16 protein-coding genes are annotated in these 15,982 nt (G+C 58.7%); 5 read left to right on the top strand and 11 right to left on the bottom strand.

All coding sequences use genetic code 11. The features are described 5' to 3' along the window. Positions 1-36: 36 nt before the first annotated feature. From NG99_RS25895 to hpxU, 10 genes are all read right to left on the bottom strand, one after another. The gene (locus NG99_RS25895; RefSeq protein ID WP_034899444.1) at positions 37-1,374 is read right to left on the bottom strand and encodes a nucleobase:cation symporter-2 family protein; all 1,338 of its coding nucleotides are present in this window, start codon (positions 1,372-1,374) and stop codon (positions 37-39) included. Between the two features lie 61 nt (positions 1,375-1,435). Beyond that, on the bottom strand, positions 1,436-1,771 hold the full coding sequence (gene uraH, locus NG99_RS25900; protein ID WP_034899447.1) for a hydroxyisourate hydrolase: 336 nt from the start codon (positions 1,769-1,771) through the stop codon (positions 1,436-1,438). Continuing rightward, positions 1,768-2,262: a 2-oxo-4-hydroxy-4-carboxy-5-ureidoimidazoline decarboxylase gene (uraD, locus tag NG99_RS25905; RefSeq protein ID WP_034899449.1), complete on the bottom strand. Its 495-nt coding sequence runs from the start codon at positions 2,260-2,262 to the stop codon at positions 1,768-1,770. Before uraD ends, uraH begins: the two co-directional genes overlap by 4 nt. After that, positions 2,259-3,527 (bottom strand): allantoate amidohydrolase, encoded by a 1,269-nt coding sequence (gene hpxK / locus NG99_RS25910; RefSeq protein WP_034899451.1) that lies wholly within the window; start codon positions 3,525-3,527, stop codon positions 2,259-2,261. The genes uraD and hpxK overlap by 4 nt, the downstream gene beginning before the upstream one ends. After that, complete coding sequence (locus NG99_RS25915; RefSeq protein ID WP_034899453.1) at positions 3,527-4,765, bottom strand: pyridoxal-phosphate-dependent aminotransferase family protein; 1,239 nt, start codon at positions 4,763-4,765, stop codon at positions 3,527-3,529. The genes hpxK and NG99_RS25915 overlap by 1 nt, the downstream gene beginning before the upstream one ends. Before the next feature lie 33 nt (positions 4,766-4,798). Further along, entirely contained in the window at positions 4,799-5,536 is a 738-nt protein-coding gene (locus NG99_RS25920) for an amino acid ABC transporter ATP-binding protein (RefSeq protein ID WP_034899455.1), read from the bottom strand. Further along, on the bottom strand, positions 5,517-6,173 hold the full coding sequence (locus NG99_RS25925; protein WP_034899456.1) for an amino acid ABC transporter permease: 657 nt from the start codon (positions 6,171-6,173) through the stop codon (positions 5,517-5,519). The genes NG99_RS25920 and NG99_RS25925 overlap by 20 nt, the downstream gene beginning before the upstream one ends. Beyond that, a complete protein-coding gene (locus tag NG99_RS25930; RefSeq protein ID WP_034899458.1) occupies positions 6,170-6,838 on the bottom strand; it encodes an amino acid ABC transporter permease in 669 nt (222 codons plus the stop codon). Before NG99_RS25930 ends, NG99_RS25925 begins: the two co-directional genes overlap by 4 nt. A 9-nt stretch (positions 6,839-6,847) precedes the next feature. After that, a complete protein-coding gene (locus tag NG99_RS25935; protein WP_034899461.1) occupies positions 6,848-7,633 on the bottom strand; it encodes a transporter substrate-binding domain-containing protein in 786 nt (261 codons plus the stop codon). A gap of 305 nt (positions 7,634-7,938) precedes the next feature. Beyond that, positions 7,939-8,778 carry a MurR/RpiR family transcriptional regulator HpxU gene (gene hpxU / locus NG99_RS25940; protein WP_034899463.1) on the bottom strand — a complete coding sequence of 280 codons (840 nt, stop codon included), beginning with the start codon at positions 8,776-8,778 and terminating at the stop codon, positions 7,939-7,941. A 198-nt stretch (positions 8,779-8,976) separates the two neighbouring features. Between hpxU and NG99_RS25945 the strand changes: the two genes are divergently transcribed. From NG99_RS25945 to NG99_RS25965, 5 genes are all read left to right on the top strand, one after another. Then, positions 8,977-10,563, top strand: coding sequence for a gamma-glutamyltransferase family protein (locus NG99_RS25945; protein ID WP_034899465.1), 1,587 nt, complete (start codon positions 8,977-8,979; stop codon positions 10,561-10,563). Between the two features lie 12 nt (positions 10,564-10,575). Continuing rightward, positions 10,576-10,764, top strand: coding sequence for an oxalurate catabolism protein HpxX (gene hpxX, locus NG99_RS25950; protein WP_034899467.1), 189 nt, complete (start codon positions 10,576-10,578; stop codon positions 10,762-10,764). After that, on the top strand, positions 10,761-12,164 hold the full coding sequence (locus tag NG99_RS25955) for an AtzE family amidohydrolase (protein ID WP_034899469.1): 1,404 nt from the start codon (positions 10,761-10,763) through the stop codon (positions 12,162-12,164). Before hpxX ends, NG99_RS25955 begins: the two co-directional genes overlap by 4 nt. After that, the gene (gene hpxZ / locus NG99_RS25960) at positions 12,161-12,544 is read left to right on the top strand and encodes an oxalurate catabolism protein HpxZ (protein ID WP_034899471.1); all 384 of its coding nucleotides are present in this window, start codon (positions 12,161-12,163) and stop codon (positions 12,542-12,544) included. Before NG99_RS25955 ends, hpxZ begins: the two co-directional genes overlap by 4 nt. A gap of 362 nt (positions 12,545-12,906) precedes the next feature. Then, positions 12,907-14,925, top strand: a complete 2,019-nt coding sequence (locus NG99_RS25965; RefSeq protein ID WP_034899474.1) for a glycoside hydrolase family 3 protein — start codon at positions 12,907-12,909, stop codon at positions 14,923-14,925. Between the two features lie 76 nt (positions 14,926-15,001). On the opposite strand, the gene puuE is transcribed toward NG99_RS25965, so the two are convergent. Next, a complete protein-coding gene (puuE, locus tag NG99_RS25970) occupies positions 15,002-15,961 on the bottom strand; it encodes an allantoinase PuuE (RefSeq protein WP_034899478.1) in 960 nt (319 codons plus the stop codon). Between the last annotated feature and the right edge of the window lie 21 nt (positions 15,962-15,982).

Below are 15,982 nucleotides of genomic sequence, written 5' to 3' on the forward strand. Positions count from 1 at the left end.
CCTATATCAGGACTAGTCACAGACTTCGGGCTTCGCTCAGACTTTTTCCTGTGAAGGCAGCGAGGTCGCCGCCCGCTTCGCCACGCGGTTAAACACGATATTCAGCGTGACGGATACGAGGCAGGCCGCGCTGATGCCGGAATGGAAAAGGGTGCGTACCCAGCCGGGAAACTGGTCATAGAACGAGGGCATCACAATTGGAATCATGCCGAAGGCAATCGAGGTCGCCACAATCACCAGGTTCATATTGTCTTTGTAATCCACCTTCGCCAGAGTACGAATCCCGCTGGCCGCGACGGTGCCAAACAGCACCACGCCTGCTCCGCCGAGCACCGGCATCGGTACGGCAGCAATAATCCGTCCCAAAACGGGCAGGCAGCCCAGCACAACGAGGATCACCCCTCCAGCGGCAACCACATAGCGGCTCTTGATCCCGGTGATCGCCACCAGCCCGATGTTTTGCGCAAAGGCACTCTGCGGGAAGGAGTTAAACACCGGCGCCAGCGCGCTGGTCAGCATATCGGCCCGCAGCCCGTTGGTAATGCGTTTACCGTCCACCGGCGTCCCAACGATTTCCCCTATCGCGATCAGCCCGGCGGTGGTTTCCGTCAGCAGCACCAGCACAATCAGCGTCATCGACAGAATCGCCGCCGCGTCGAAGACCGGAAAACCAAAGCTCAGAACGCCAGGTACGGCAACGATATCGCCCTGCAACACCGTTGAAAAGTGTGTAGTGCCCCTGAAGACGGCGAACAGCGTGCCGAGCATCATCGCCAGCAGCACCGCCATCCGCTTAACCGCGCCGTTGCCAATACGGTTAAGCAGCAGCACCAGCCCAAGAGTAATCGCCGCAAGGCCAATGTTTGACGTTGAGCCCCACTCTGGCGCGGCAGGATTGCCGCCCATCGCCCAGCGTGCGGCCACCGGCATCAGCGACAGGCCGATCACGGCGATCACGGTGCCGGTCACCACCGGCGGGAAAAAGCGAATAATGTGCGCGAACAGCGGCGCAATCAGCAGGCCGATCAGCGAGGATGCGATCACTGCGCCAAAAACCACTGGCAGCCCCCCACCGCTGGTGACCAGCGCGACCATCGTGGCAACGCCGGCAAAGGAGACGCCCTGCACCAGCGGCAGGCGCGAGCCAAAGCCCGGCATCCCCAGCGCCTGAAGCAGCGTGGCAAAGCCGCTGACGAACAGCGCGGCGGTTACCAGCATCCCCAGCTCTCCGCCGCCTAATCCGGCCGCCGAGCCGATAATCAGCGGCGGCGCGATAATTCCACCGTACATAGTAAGCACATGCTGTAATCCCCAGGCAAAGGTTTTCCCCGCCGGATAACGCGTATCTTCTGGCCTGACGCGATCTTTAGTCATAGCTGCTGCCTTTTTGACTGTCTGCCCGCAGAGCGACGCCTGCGGGAATAGGGTTGCCGAATCAGCTGCCGCGGTAGGTGGACCACGACCACGGCGAGATCAGGAACGGCAGATGGTAATGGCTGCCGCCCTCGGGAAGAACAAAATCGATTTGCGCGCACGGGTAGAGCGTTTCACGCCCGCTGGCGGCAAAATAGCGGCCCAGATCGGCAATCAGGCGATACTGCCCCGCCGCCAGGCCTTCCGGCGTTAAGTCCCTGATGCGCCCGTCAGCATCGGTACTGCCCTGAGCCACCGGCTGCCAGCCATGAGGGCTATGCTGCTGTAGAGAAATGCTGACGCCAACCGCCGGTTTGCCAAGGGCGGTATCCAGCACATGGGTGGTAATGGTATTCATGCAAACGTCTCCTTCAGACGCAACAGGGTGATTTCGCGCAGCTGGCCGAGGGCTTCCTGCTGCTCCTGTTGCGGATCGTTAGCCAGCCGCCTCAGCAGCTCGGCAAGCATCTCTTCGCCGCTGCGACCCTTCGCGCGGATTAAAAACACCCGGCCAAAGCGCTGTTCATAGGCGGCATTTCCGGCCTTCAGCGCCTGTTTCAATGCGGTATCCTCAGCATTAACGCTGGACTGCTCGCCCCGCGACAGCTCGGCTTCTTTGCCGCTACCCTGCGCCTTTTCACCGATACGCGGATGGGCGGACAAGGCCTTGTTCAGCGCCTGAGCATCCCAGGCCGCCGCCAGCCGGTCGCCAGTTTCCAGCAGCGCGGTCAGCGAAGAGAATGGCCTGGCCGCCACCAGCGCCTGTTGCCAGGCGGGGATGGCGACGCAGTGAGCAATCAGCTTTTTCGCTTCGGCAACCGGAGCCTGATTAAACGGTTCCAGTTTCACCTTGCGCCTCCTGAAGCAACGTCATAAACCACCCGGCTGTAGGCCTGGATGGCCTGGGCGACATCTTTCTCCATCACCGCTTCAGCCGGGTGGTGACTGATACCGCGATCGTTGCGCACGAACAGCATCCCCACCGGCCAGCGTTCAGCAATTGCAATTGCATCATGCCCTGCTCCGCTTGGCAGCGAAACGCTGCGGCCCTGCACGCCTGAGACGGCGCGGCTTAAGACGGCCTGCAGGCTTTCATCACAGCGGGTGGCAGGGATCTGGTAATACTCTTCCGCGCTAAAGGTCAACCCACGCCGCAGCGCGATGGCTTCCGCCTGCGTCAGCAGATCGGAGAGCAATTCTGCCAGCGGTCGATCCTCAGGCCCGCGAATGTCCAGCGTCAGCGCCACCTCGCCGGCAATAACGTTAACCGCCCCCGGCACGCAGCTCAGCGTGCCGACCGTCGCCACCAGCTGTGGGCTATGCTTCGGCGTGGTTTGCTCAATGTAAACCATCCATTCGGCGGCGGCGGCCAGCGCGTCTTTGCGATGCGACATCGGCACCGTACCCGCGTGCCCGGCCTCGCCGATAAACTGGCAGTTCAGACGACGCGCGCCGTTGATGGCGGTGACCACGCCCAGCGCCAGCTCTTCCTGCTCCAGGCAAGGCCCCTGCTCAATGTGCAGCTCGAGGTAAGCCACGATATCGCTGACGTCGCGCTCGGCCTGGTGAATAGCCTCGCTATCCAGCCCCACGTCCGCCATCGCCTGGGCAACGGTAATGCTGTTGCCGTCCGGGTGGCTGATCCAGCTCTCTGGCCAGCTGCCGGTTATGCCCCGGCTGCCCAGCAGCGTAATGCCAAAGCGAGTGCCTTCTTCGTCGCCGAATCCGACGATTTCCACCGCCAGCGGCAGACGCAGCTGCTGCTGATGCAGCGCCTGGACGGTTTCGATGGCGGTCAGCACGCCGAGCATCCCGTCATAGCGGCCCGCGTTGCGCACGGTGTCCAGATGCGACCCCAGCAGCAGCGCCGGAGCGCCCGGCTCCAGCCCTTCATAGCGGCCGCAAATATTGCCAACGCTGTCCTGCCAGACGCGCATTCCCGCCGCACGCATCCATTCGCCCACCAGCACGTTCGCCTGCATATGCTCAGGCGAGAGATAAACGCGCGTCAACTGGCCGGGCGTTTCGGTAATCTCCGCCAGACGGTCGCAGCGCGCCATGACCCGTGCGGCGGCCTGCGCCGCGCCTGCGGCACTCATCAGGCCTGCACTCATCAGCGGCTCCCGTGGGCGTAATGATCCCAGGCTGACTGCATTGCGGCGCCCTGGGTAGTTTTAAAGCCCAGCCAGTTAAGCACCGACTCCAGCGCGCTGAGCGTCTGCATCACGCAGTCTTTGCGGGCGTTGTAACCCATGGTGCCGATCCGCCAGACCTTGCCGTGCAGCGGACCAAATGAGGTGCCGATTTCAATGCCGAAGTCCTCCAGCATCAGCTTGCGGACCCGATCGCCGTTCACCCCCGGAGGGATGACCACGCCCAGCACGTTGTTCATCTTGTATTTCAGGTTGCCAAAGGTCTCAAGGCCCATGCCCTGAATGCCTTTCAGCAACGCATCGCCGTGCAGCTTATGCCGGGCGATGCCGTTATCCAGCCCTTCCTCGAGGATCAGGCGAGCGCATTCACGGGCGCCGAACAGCGCGCTGGTGGCCTCCGTGTGGTGATTCAGCCGCTCCGGCCCCCAGTAATCCATGATCATGCCGAGATCGAAATAGTTCGAGTAGATCATCTCGTCATCGCCGTCCTGATGCGCCGCCGTACGGATCCCTTCCTCAATGCATTTACGCTTGCGGATTACCGCTTCCATCTGCGGGCTGAGGGTCACCGGCGAGGTCCCTGACGAGCCGCCGAGGCACTTTTGCATCCCCGCCGATACCGCATCCAGCCCCCAGGCATCGGTTTCCAGCGCGTTACCGGCAAACGAAGCGGTGGCGTCGGTATAGAACAGCACGCCGTACTTTTTGCAGATGCCGCCCAGCTCTTCCAGCGGTTGCAGCATAGTGGTAGAGGTATCGCCCTGCACCGTCAGCAGCAGGCGCGGCTGAACTTTTTTGATCGCATCTTCGATCTGATCTGGAGAGAACACTTCGCCCCACGGTACTTCAATGGTGTGGACTTCCGCGCGGCAGCGGCGGGCGATTTCGCACAGCAGATGGCCGAAGCGGCCGAAGACCGGCACCAGCACCTTGTCGCCGGGGCGGATGGCGGACAGCAGGATCGCTTCGATCCCGGCGCGCGAAGTGCCGTCGATCAGCATCGTCCACTGGTTTTCCGTGCGGAAAACGCCGCGATACAGCGCCATCACCTCATTCATATACTGCGTCATCGCCGGGTCATACTGCCCCACCAGCTGGCTGGACATCGCGCGCAGCACGCGCGGATCGGCGTTAATCGGCCCGGGCCCCATCAGCAGGCGCTGCGGCGGGTTGATCTGTGAGAATTTTGCTAAATCCATCCGTTCCTTCCTTCTCCGCTGTAACCGGTGCGATCAGCTCAGACCGCGCACCGACGAGATAAATTGTTTGAGTTCCTGCGTTTGGGGAGCGGCAAACACGCTTTTGCTGTCGCCCTGCTCCCAGACGCGCCCCTGATGCATAAATACCACGCGGTCACCCACTTCACGGGCAAAGTTCATTTCGTGCGTCACCAGGATTAAGGTCATGCCTTCTTTGGCCAGTTGCTCCAGCACCTTCAGCACTTCCCCCACCAGCTCCGGGTCTAATGCCGAGGTAATTTCATCGCACAGCAGCACTTTCGGCGTCATTGCCAGCGCGCGGGCAATCGCCACTCGCTGCTGCTGGCCGCCGGACAGGTTGGCGGGAAAGTAGTCCATCCGCTCGCCAAGCCCCACTTTATTCAGCATCTGAGCCGCCAGCTGACGGCATTCCGCCTCGCTTTTTTTCAATACCCGGCGCGGAGCCAGCATGACGTTTTCCAGCGCGGTCATATGCGGGAACAGGTTGAAGTTCTGAAATACCATGCCGATGGAGCGGCTGATTTCACGCGCCTGTGAATCACGGTTGGTAATGGTCATGCCGCCCAGCTTGATGCTGCCTTCCTGGTAGCCCTCCAGGCCGTTCATGCAGCGCAGCAGGGTGCTTTTTCCCGAACCGCTGCGGCCGATAATTGAGATCACCTCGCCCATGTCGATATCCAAATCCACGCCCTTCAGCACATGGTTATCGCCATAGTATTTCTGCACCTGATTAATGGTGATGAGCGGCATTGAATTTCTTCTCCAGATACTGGCTGTAGCGAGACAGCGGATAGCACATCAGGAAGTAGCCCAGCGCTACCAGCCCGAAAACTTTAAACGGTTGATAAGTCACGTTGTTCAGAACGGTGCCGGCCTTGGTCAGCTCAATAAATCCAATGATCGAGGCCAGCGCGGTGCCCTTAATTACCTGCACGGCGAACCCTACGGTCGGCGCGATGCCAATCCGCAGCGCCTGGGGCAACACCACGCGGTAGAGCGTCTGGCCGAAGCTCAGACCAAGGCAGCGCGACGCTTCCCACTGTCCTTTTGGCAGGGCGAGAATGCTGCCGTGCCAGATATCCACCAGAAACGCGCTGGTGTAGAAGGTCAGCGCCAGCGAGGCAGCGGTCCACGGCGAAACATCGACGCCAAACAGCGCCACGCCAAAGAATGCCAGAAACAACTGCATCAGCAGCGGCGTCCCCTGGAACAGTTCGATATAGCCCCGGATCAGCCGCATTGGCCAGCGGCGGCGGGTCAGACGAATCATCACCAGCGGCAGCGCTACCACGGTGCCGCCAAAGAAGGCGGTCAGCGACAGCAGCAGGGTCCAGCGGGCAGCCAGCAGCAAATTGCGCAGGATGTCCCAGTCAGTAAAGGTATTCATCCCTGCTCGCTCCCTAACCATTTACGCCCGGCGGCCAGCAAGATCTGGCGCAGGGCAATCGACAGCGCCAGGTAGATCAGCGTGGTCACCAGATAAACTTCAAAACTCAAAAAGGTCCGTGACTGGATCAGGTTAGCGGCAAAGGTCAGCTCTTCATAAGAGACCTGTGAGACCACTGACGAACCCAGCATCACGATAATGCACTGGCTGACCAGCGCCGGGTAAATCCGCCGCAGCGAGGGCGGCAGAACCACCCGCATAAAGGTTTGCAGGCGGGTTAACCCCAGCACCCGCCCAGCTTCCCACTGCCCTTTTGGCGTAACCTGAATACCGGCGCGGATGATCTCGGTGCTGTACGCGCCAAGATTAATCAGCATGGCCAGCAGCGCCGCCTCGCCAGCGGTCAGCTTCAGCCCAAGATTCGGCAGGCCAAAGACGATAAAAAACAGCTGCACCACAAACGGCGTGTTGCGGATCAGCTCAACATAGCAGCCCCAGAGGCGGCTAAGCAGCGAAGGTTTGCCGCTGCGCAGGGCCGCGCCAAAAATGCCGAGCGCCACGCCGCCTGCGGTTGCCAATACGGTAAGCTGGATGGTTACCCACAGGCCGGAGAGAAGTTCCGGCCAGAAGGGCCAGAGCGCCGGGAAATTGAGTTGCCCAATCATCAGCAACCCTTACGCACCGAGGTCCGCAGGCAGCGGCGCTTTCAGCCACTCTTCAGACATGCCGTTCAGCGTCTTGTCTTTGATCGCCTGCTCAATCAGCCCGTCAACCTTCGCCTTTAGCGCCGGTTCATTTTTGCGCAGGCCGATAAAGCACGGCGAGTCTTTCAGCATAAATTTAGCCACCGGCGCTTTGTCCGCGTTCTGGCGGGCAATCGCCGCGACCACCAGGTTGCCCGTAGCGACATATTGCACCTGACCAGACAGGTAAGCAGACAGCGTGGTGTTGTTATCCTCATAACGTTTAAGCTGAGTATCTTTTGGCGCAAGGTCGGTCAGCACCATGTCTTCCACCGCGCCGCGGGTCACGCCGATGCTTTGACCACTCAGTCCGGCGGCATCTTTCAGCGACGCGTCTTTCGGACCAAACACGCCAAGGAAGAACGGCGCATAGGCGCGGCTGAAATCGATAACTTTTTCACGCTCGGCATTTTTCCCCATGCTGGAAATCACCAGGTCTACCTTATCGGTTTGCAGATAAGGAACGCGGTTAGCGCTGGTCACCGGCACCAGCTGCAACTTAAGTTTCATCTGCTTCGCCAGATATTTTGCCATATCAATGTCGTAACCCTGCGGTTGCAGATCGGTGCCGACTGAACCAAACGGCGGAAAGTCCTGCGGCACGGCCACGCGGAGAACACCCCGTTTTTCAATATCCTGTAGCTGGTCGGCTACGGCATGAGTCATCTGCGTTAACATCAGCGCTGCGCCTGCAATGGCCAGTAAAACTTTTTTCATTAGGTGTTCCCCGAGTAATAAAAACATGAAACGAAAGGTTCTTAAAGAGTTTATTTGCAACTAATGTGCCAGCAGCATGGCGGGCAGTAGAATTTTTTCATCACGGGGAAATCGACAGGCAAAAGGGGTCAGGACAGCGGATAAAAACGGTTAAGGAACGCGAAGTTAAGCATTTTGCGGCCAGAACCGCCAGGCAATCGTTTGCTATAGAGATAAAAGTCCGGAACAGAGGGACGGGATGATGGGGCAGGAAGGATGGACGCCGTGCGCCCCAAAAACAGGCAAAGCACCAAAATGGTGCCCCATCAACGCTGTTCCAGCTCGTCCAGCTGGTTGTAAAGATCGGCGATACGGTGAATACGCTGGCGTCCTTCACTTAGCAGTTCGTGCAGCACGGCATTGGCCAGCAGGTTAATTAAGCTGTTGGCCGAAGCGTAGCTGTCAAAGGCGGAAACGCTGTCCAGCGGAGCGCAAAGCTGCCAGCGCGCCAGCGCAATCACCGCCTGCGCCTGGGGCTCACAAATGGCCAGCGTAGGGATGCCGTCATGCTGTAGCTGTAGCAACAGCGGCTTGATAATGCGGGGACGACGGCGGAAAGCCAGCACCACCACCATATCTTCCGGCGTCACCTCCACCAGCTCTTCAGACAGCGTCTGGCCCGGCTGGGGCAGCACCTGGATAGCGCCTCTGGCCTGCAATAACTGCTGCCGGAAGTGCAGCGCCACCGGATAAGCATTGCGCAGGCCGATGATAAATACGCGCCGACTGCTGGCAAGCTGCTGGACCACTTCACCAAACTGAGCGGCATCTATCCCGTTCACCCACTGGGTCAGATTAGCCATTTCCTGCTTGTAATGGCGGGCGAGTAAGGTATTGCCCTGCACCGCGTCACGGTTATCGGTCAGCGGCATACCGCTCTGGCGCAGGGTTCGCAGCTCGTCGCGCATATCTTTATATTTTTCATAGCCCAGCCGCCTGAAGAGACGGCTGACGGTGGCCTTCGACACGCCGCTAAGGCGCGCCAGCTCGGCGCTGTTATAGCTGATCAAATCGTCGAAGTGATCGAAAACAAAATCACCCACGCGCTGCTCCTGCGGTGAGAGCTGCGGATAGTGACTTCTCAAACGTTCATCGAGCTGCTTCATAGCGTTGACCTTGTAACTTTTGTTTCAGGGAACCTAACATATACAAATAACGTGCCCAACCGGGAAACCATTTTGCCGTCAGACGACAATTTTGTCTCTCTCTTCCGGGAAAGGGCGGATTAACTGCCGCCGGGCTGAAAAACTGGAACATCTCTTGCTTTACTGTTCCCTCTGTCACCCTAAAAAAAAGAGACTGGAATGATTCAAAGTAATATCGCCCCGCTTGGCATGGCGGTGGCTCCTCACCATCTGGCGAGTGAGAGCGCACTGTCCGTGCTGCGTGAAGGAGGCAATGCCATTGAGGCGATGGTCGCCGCCGCCGCCACCATCGCCGTCGTTTATCCCCACATGAACGGGCTGGGAGGCGATGGCTTCTGGCTGATTGTTCCGCCACAGGGTGAGCCCATTGCCATCGATGCGAGCGGAGCCGCTGGTTCGCTGGCCAATCGCGCGTTCTATGACGGCGCCATAGCCATTCCTCATCGCGGCCCCAAAGCGGCGCTGACCGTGGCCGGCACCGTTAGCGGCTGGGCTGAGGCCCTGAACGTTTCAGCGGAGTTTGGCGGCACGCCGACGCCGATCGCCAGGCTGCTGGCCGATGCGATTCGCTATGCGGCGGACGGCATCCCGGTGACCCATTCGCAGTCCTCGGCGACCGAAAGCAAATATCATGAGCTGGCGGATCAGCCAGGCTTTGCCCACACTTTTCTGCCGGATGGCGAGGTGCCAAAACCCGGCAGCCGCTTCACCCAGCCAGAGCTGGCTAACACGCTGAGTCTGCTGACCGAAGACGGCCTTGAAAGCTTTTATCGCGGCCCGCTGGCGAACAAACTGGCAAGCGAGATGTCGCGTCTGGGAATGCCGATCACCCTGGAAGACCTGAACCTTCACCGTGCCAGACGCCGTACCCCGCTGCGCATTCAGCATCAGTCTGGCGAGATTTATAACATGACGCCGCCGACTCAGGGCCTGGTGTCGCTGGCGATCCTCGGCATCACTGACCGACTAAATATGGCCGAAGCCGATGAGGCGCAAACCATCCATCGCATCGTGGAAGCCACCAAGCTCGCCTTCAGCCTACGCGATCGTTACATCACCGATCCGCAGCATATGCGTGAGGAGATGCAGGCGCTGCTGGACTCTGAGCTGCTGGCCAAAATGGCGGAGAACATTGATCTTCGCCAGGCGGCGCCGTGGGGAACCGGCAAAGGCCCAGGCGATACGGTCTGGATGGGGGTGATGGACAGCAGCGGTCTGGCCGTGTCGTTCATCCAGAGCATTTATCATGAGTTTGGCAGCGGCGTAGTGCTGCCTGATACCGGCATTACCTGGCAAAATCGCGGCGCGGCTTTCAGCCTCGATCCCGATCATCTGCTGGCTTTGCAGCCGGGTAAACAGCCTTTCCATACCCTGAATCCCGCAGCGGCCCGCCTGAATGATGGCCGGACGATGGTCTACGGTTCGATGGGGGGCGACGGTCAGCCGCAAACCCAGGCCGCTATATTTACCCGCCATGTGGTTCAGGGCATGCCGCTACAGCAGTGCATCAGTGCGCCACGCTGGCTGCTTGGCCGTACCTGGGGCCAGGTTTCGGATTCGCTGAAGCTGGAGAGCCGCTTTTCCCAGCAGACCTTTGACCAACTGCGCGCGCTGGGGCACGAGGTGGAAGCCCTGCCTGAGTACAGCGAGGCCGTAGGCCACGCCGGAGCCATTGTCCGGCACACCAACGGCATGCTCGAAGGAGCATGTGACCCAAGAAGCAACGGCAGCGCTGCCGGTTTTTAACAGGAGAGGATCATGAAGCAACCTTCGCCCGACTGGGCTGCCTATGTGGCGCAAATGGAACAGGTTCTGGGCGTCCCGCTGGATGACGAGCGCCGTGCCGAACTGCTGATACAATTCACCCGCATCGCCGGGATGGCCGCGCCGTTGATGGCTTTCCCGCTTGACGACCGTCTGGAAGTGGCAGGAGTCTATAAAGCATGAATCCGGCTTCCCTGACGATTCGCGAGCTACAGAGCGCGCTGGCTAAAGGCGAGCTGAGCGCGCGCGAGATTGCCCGGCAGACGCTGAGCAATATTGAGCAGTTCAATCCGGCGATCAATGCCTGGACTCACGTCACCCAGGATCGCATGTTCAACGAGGCCGACCGCATCGATCGCCTGCGTAAAGAGGATCAGCCGCTACCGCCACTGGCCGCAGTAACCTATGCAGTGAAAAACCTGTTTGATGTGGCCGGACACGCTACCCTCGCAGGAGCCAGCCTGTTCAGCGACCGCCAGGCGGCAAAGCGGGACGGCTGGGCTGTTAACCAGCTTGCCGAATCCGGCGCGCTGCTCTCCGGAATGCTGAATATGGATGCCTACGCCTACGGGTTTACCACCGAAAACAGCCACTATGGCGCCACGAAAAACCCACGCGATCTGCTGCGCATCGCCGGTGGCTCATCCGGGGGATCCGCCGCCGCGGTGGCCGCGGGGCTGGTCAACTTTTCACTGGGGACGGATACCAACGGCTCAATCCGCGTACCGGCCTCGCTGTGCGGCATTTTTGGCCTGAAGCCAACCTTTGGTCGCCTGTCCCGCAGCGGCAGCCATCCGTTTGTTGCCAGCCTCGATCATATCGGGCCTTTCGCCCGTTCGATCGACGATCTGGCCGTGGTTTATGACACGCTCCAGGGACGCGATCCTCAGGACAGCTTCCAGGCGGAAAAAACGCTTAATCCCGTCCACCACCGGCTTGAGCACGGACTTGAAGGCCTGCGCTGCGGCGTGCTGGGCGGCTATTTCCAGACCTGGTGCAGCGGGGAAGCGCGCGCCGCGGTGGCTGCTGCGGCCATGGCGCTGAATGCTCAGGATGAAGTCGTGTTAGCGGAAGCCGAGCTGGCGCGCACCGCCGCCTTTGTTATTACTGCGGCTGAAGGCGGCAACGCCTATTTGCCTGCCCTCAGAACCATGCCGGAACGCTTTGAGCCGCTGTCGCGCGAGCGGCTGCTGGCAGGCGCGATGATCCCTTCAGCCTGGTACGTGCAGGCGCAGCGTTTTCGCCACCATTTCAGGCAGCAGGTCTTGCCGCTGTTTGAGCAGTTTGACGTGCTGATTGCCCCGGCGACGCCGTGCAGCGCAACCCCGATCGGCCAGGAAACGATGCGCATCAATAACACCGATCTGCCGATCCGCGCCAGTATGGGGATGCTGACCCAGCCGATCTCCTTTCTCGGACTGCCGGTGACCACCGTCCCGCTACAAACGCCGGGTGGATTGCCGATTGGTCTGCAACTGATTGCCGCTCCGTTCAAAGAAGAAGCCTGCCTGCGCGCGGCCTGGGCCCTGGAAAAAATGGGTATTGCGCAAGCGGCTCCAGCCCCCCTGGGATCGCCATTATGAAAAGTGAATATATCGATCGCCCGGCCATTCTGGCCGAGGTCACCGCCGCTTTTTATCGCTATGAAGAAGCCTTAATCAGCAATGATACTGTGGTATTGGATGAGCTGTTCTGGCACGACGAGCGAACCGTGAGGCTGGGCGCCGGAGAGAATTTATACGGCATTGAGCAGATCAGGGCGTTTCGCGCTTCCCGCCCTGCACAGGGGCTGGATCGCGAGCTGCATAATACCGTCATCACGACTTTTGGTGAGGATTATGCGGTTTGCAGCACCGAGTTCACCCGCGACGGCAGCGAAAAAATCGGACGCCAGCAGCAGACGTGGGTGAAACTTCCCTGCGGCTGGCGCATTGTGGCGGCTCAGGTCAGCCTGATGACCTGATTACCTTCCGGGCGGACGCTGTCCGCCCTCCACATCAACTTTTAATAAGAATTTAAGTAAAATGAAATAAGAAAATAGCGATGAAACATACAAAGTATTTTATTTATTAAGAATGCTAAGCACCATAAATGACAGGTTAACCCCCTACACCTTCAGCCAAAAAAAATAATCTGGCATTGAATAAATAAAGTCGTATTTTTTTCATTTTTACTTAATATCGACACCTCTCACAACTATTTACACCAGCCCACTTTAAACTGTAATAAACTCAGGCAAGTGAAAAGCGTATCCCTTCAGACACTGTATTTCCTCTTTGCCATTTGCCGGGTATCAAGGATGTTAATATAAATGGAGGTATTGTAATGAATATCAGCAACGTGGGTTATATCATAGCGGTTACAGGCGCCCTGACCCTGGGCGTCAGCGGCTGTAGAGAGAGCAATCAGGACCAACCGCATCTGGGTTACCAGAACGTGGCGATAATAACCGTTAACGGCCTTAAATTTAAGGACCTCAATCGCAATGGTCAGCTTGATCCTTACGAAGACTGGCGTTTAGACAGCCTCACCCGGACAAAGAACCTGGCCTCGCTGATGACGGTGGAAGAGAAAGCGGGCCTGATGATGCATGGAACGCTGCCGCTGGTGAACGATCGGGTCGATTTTCCCACGCTTGAAAAAGAGATCGTCGGAAGTTCGGTGAATACCTTCATCACCAGAATGAGTGGTAATCCGGGCCACATCTCGCAGGACAATAACCAGATTCAAGCCGTTGCCGAAAAAACGCGGCTGGGCATTCCGGTAACCATCAGCACCGATCCCCGTAACCATTTCACTCACGATCCCAACGCCACCAGCGTTGCCGCCGGGCGCTTTTCCGCCTGGCCGGAAACCCTCGGCTTTGCCGCGCTCGATGATACTGACCTGATGAGGAGATTTGGCGACATTGCGCGGCAGGAATATCGCGCCGTCGGTATTCATATGTCACTTTCCCCTCAGGCCGATTTAGCCACTGAACCTCGCTGGGGGCGCATCAACGGCACCTTCGGCGAAGATAATCAGCTCGCCAAACGCCTGACCCAGGCTTATATCGAAGGCTTCCAGAAGGGCGGCAGCGGACTGAACAAGGAAAGCGTCATTACGGTTGTAAAACATTTTGCCGGAGGCGGCCCGCAGCTTAACGGACTCGATCCGCATAACAGCTACGGAAAAGAGCAAATCTATCCCGGCAATAATCTGGAATACCATCTGGTTCCCTTTGAAGGCGCGTTTGCCGCTAATGTGGCCTCGGTGATGCCGTACTACGGCAAACCCGTTGGCCTGCGGAATAAGAATGAGCGGATTGAATCCGTTGGTTTTGGCTTCAGCAAACAAATACTCACCGATATGCTGCGCGGCCGCTTCGCCTTTAAAGGGGTGATCCTCAGCGACTGGGGGATTCTGGAAGACTGCGTCGGTCAGTGCCAGACCGGGTTAACCGATGCGCAGGTCAGCGCCGGCGTCTCCGCATTCTCGATGCCGTTTGGTATGCCCTGGGGAGTGGAAAACCTGACCCGTCAGCAACGCATAGTGAAAAGCGTGGAGGCTGGCGTCGATCAGTTCGGCGGAACGAGTAATTCCTCAGATCTGATAGCAGCGATTAACCAGCAGCAAATCCCGCAGGCAAGGATCGATCAATCCGTTATAAGGCTCCTGCAACAAAAATTCATCACCGGCCTGTTTGAAGATCCCTATGTGGATGAGAAAGCCGCCGTGCGCATCGTCGGCAACGCGGACTTCCAGCACCAGGCGGAAGAAGCGCAGCGCCGTTCTCACGTACTGCTACAAAATAACGACAATCTGCTGCCGATGTCGCTGGCGGGGAAAAAAGCCTGGCTTTATCAGGTTAACCCGGGCATCGCCGCAAATTATGGTTTGACCGTGGTGGCAACGCCAGAACAGGCCGATATCGCAATTTTACGCTTTGTCGCGCCGGGAGAAACGGACCCGCACTTCCCCTTCGGTTCGATTCATTTCGGCCAGTTGGGCTTTGGCGATGCGGCCTCGATTGTGCTGGATGAAAAAGCGGGTGTTTACAGCGGCAGCGAAGATTATCAGGCGCTCGAACGGGTCAGCCAGCAGCAGATCCCTACCCTGGTTTCCGTCTACCTTGGCCGCCCCGCAATCCTCAGCAATGTGGTAGATAAAACCGACGTGCTGCTGGCGAATTTCGGCAGTTCTGATGAAGCGATGTTTGAGGTGATCAGCGGGAAGGCAAAGCCAGAAGGGAAACTGCCCTTTGAATTACCTTCCAGCTGGCAGGAGGTGCTGAACCAGCAGGAAGACCGTCCCCATGACACGGCCAATCCTCTGTTCCCGATTGGCGCAGGTTTAGTAATGTAGTGCTGGATTTGCCACCCCGACAGCGGATTTGCCGGGGTGGCAGGAGCCGTCGTCGGTTCCCGTTATGATGGCGAAATCACGCCGCCGGGGTAGGATGCGTTTTTACCCAGTGTTCGGCAATTTGCTGGCGCGTACAGATCCACACATCGTCATGCTGCTGGATATGGTCCAGAAAACGCTGCAGCGCCTTAAAGCGGCCAGGGCGGCCAAGCAGTCGGCAGTGCATGCCAATGGACAACATTTTCGGCGAAGTTTCGCCCTCGTCATACAGCACGTCAAAACTGTCTTTCAGATAGGTATAAAACTGTTCCGCGGTATTGAAGCCCTGTGGCGTGGCAAAGCGCATGTCGTTGGTTTCCAGCGTATAGGGAATGATCAGATGCGGTTTTACCGTGCCATCCTGGCAGGTGACCTGCGTCCAGAACGGCAAATCGTCGCCGTAATAGTCGCTGTCGTAGGTAAACCCTCCCTGCTCTACCACCAGACGACGGGTGTTTGGGCTGTCGCGGCCGGTATACCAGCCGGTTGGCGCTTTGCCAAACAGGTCGATTAGCGTATCCACCGCCTGCTGCATATGCTGGCGCTCGGCTTTCGCGTCCATTGACTGGTAGTGGATCCAGCGCCAGCCGTGGCTGACCACGTCGTAATCCGCCGCCTTAATAGCCCCGACTATTTCCGGGTGGCGCGCCAGCGCCATCGCCACCCCGAACACCGTCAGCGGCAGCCCCCGCTTCTGAAACTCATTATGAATACGCCAGAAACCCGCGCGAGAACCATACTCGTACAGCGACTCCATTGACATATGGCGTTCCGGGTAGCTCGCGGCGCCAATAATGTCGGATAAAAACTGCTCGGAGCCGGCGTCGCCATGCAGCACGCTGTTCTCCGCCCCTTCCTCATAGTTCAGCACAAACTGCACGGCGATACGCGCCTTGCCCGGCCATGCGGCATGTGGCGGATTGCCTGCGTAACCGCGAAGGTCACGAGGATAGTTTTTATTAAAGCTGTACTCTTTTTTTTCAACAGCATCATTCATGGTCAAAGTCCTTTTGTCGGG

The sequence above is a fragment of the Erwinia typographi genome, from assembly GCF_000773975.1.
Classification (GTDB): domain Bacteria; phylum Pseudomonadota; class Gammaproteobacteria; order Enterobacterales; family Enterobacteriaceae; genus Erwinia; species Erwinia typographi.

Coding starts and splice junctions, on each gene's coding strand:
- NG99_RS25895 (WP_034899444.1), bottom strand. CDS start 1,374: ATGACTAAAGATCGCGTCAGGCCAGAAGATACGCGTTATCCGGCGGGG.
- uraH (WP_034899447.1), bottom strand. CDS start 1,771: ATGAATACCATTACCACCCATGTGCTGGATACCGCCCTTGGCAAACCG.
- hpxK (WP_034899451.1), bottom strand. CDS start 3,527: ATGAGTGCAGGCCTGATGAGTGCCGCAGGCGCGGCGCAGGCCGCCGCA.
- NG99_RS25915 (WP_034899453.1), bottom strand. CDS start 4,765: ATGGATTTAGCAAAATTCTCACAGATCAACCCGCCGCAGCGCCTGCTG.
- NG99_RS25920 (WP_034899455.1), bottom strand. CDS start 5,536: ATGCCGCTCATCACCATTAATCAGGTGCAGAAATACTATGGCGATAAC.
- NG99_RS25925 (WP_034899456.1), bottom strand. CDS start 6,173: ATGAATACCTTTACTGACTGGGACATCCTGCGCAATTTGCTGCTGGCT.
- NG99_RS25930 (WP_034899458.1), bottom strand. CDS start 6,838: ATGATTGGGCAACTCAATTTCCCGGCGCTCTGGCCCTTCTGGCCGGAA.
- NG99_RS25935 (WP_034899461.1), bottom strand. CDS start 7,633: ATGAAAAAAGTTTTACTGGCCATTGCAGGCGCAGCGCTGATGTTAACG.
- hpxU (WP_034899463.1), bottom strand. CDS start 8,778: ATGAAGCAGCTCGATGAACGTTTGAGAAGTCACTATCCGCAGCTCTCA.
- NG99_RS25945 (WP_034899465.1), top strand. CDS start 8,977: ATGATTCAAAGTAATATCGCCCCGCTTGGCATGGCGGTGGCTCCTCAC.
- hpxX (WP_034899467.1), top strand. CDS start 10,576: ATGAAGCAACCTTCGCCCGACTGGGCTGCCTATGTGGCGCAAATGGAA.
- NG99_RS25955 (WP_034899469.1), top strand. CDS start 10,761: ATGAATCCGGCTTCCCTGACGATTCGCGAGCTACAGAGCGCGCTGGCT.
- hpxZ (WP_034899471.1), top strand. CDS start 12,161: ATGAAAAGTGAATATATCGATCGCCCGGCCATTCTGGCCGAGGTCACC.
- NG99_RS25965 (WP_034899474.1), top strand. CDS start 12,907: ATGAATATCAGCAACGTGGGTTATATCATAGCGGTTACAGGCGCCCTG.
- puuE (WP_034899478.1), bottom strand. CDS start 15,961: ATGAATGATGCTGTTGAAAAAAAAGAGTACAGCTTTAATAAAAACTAT.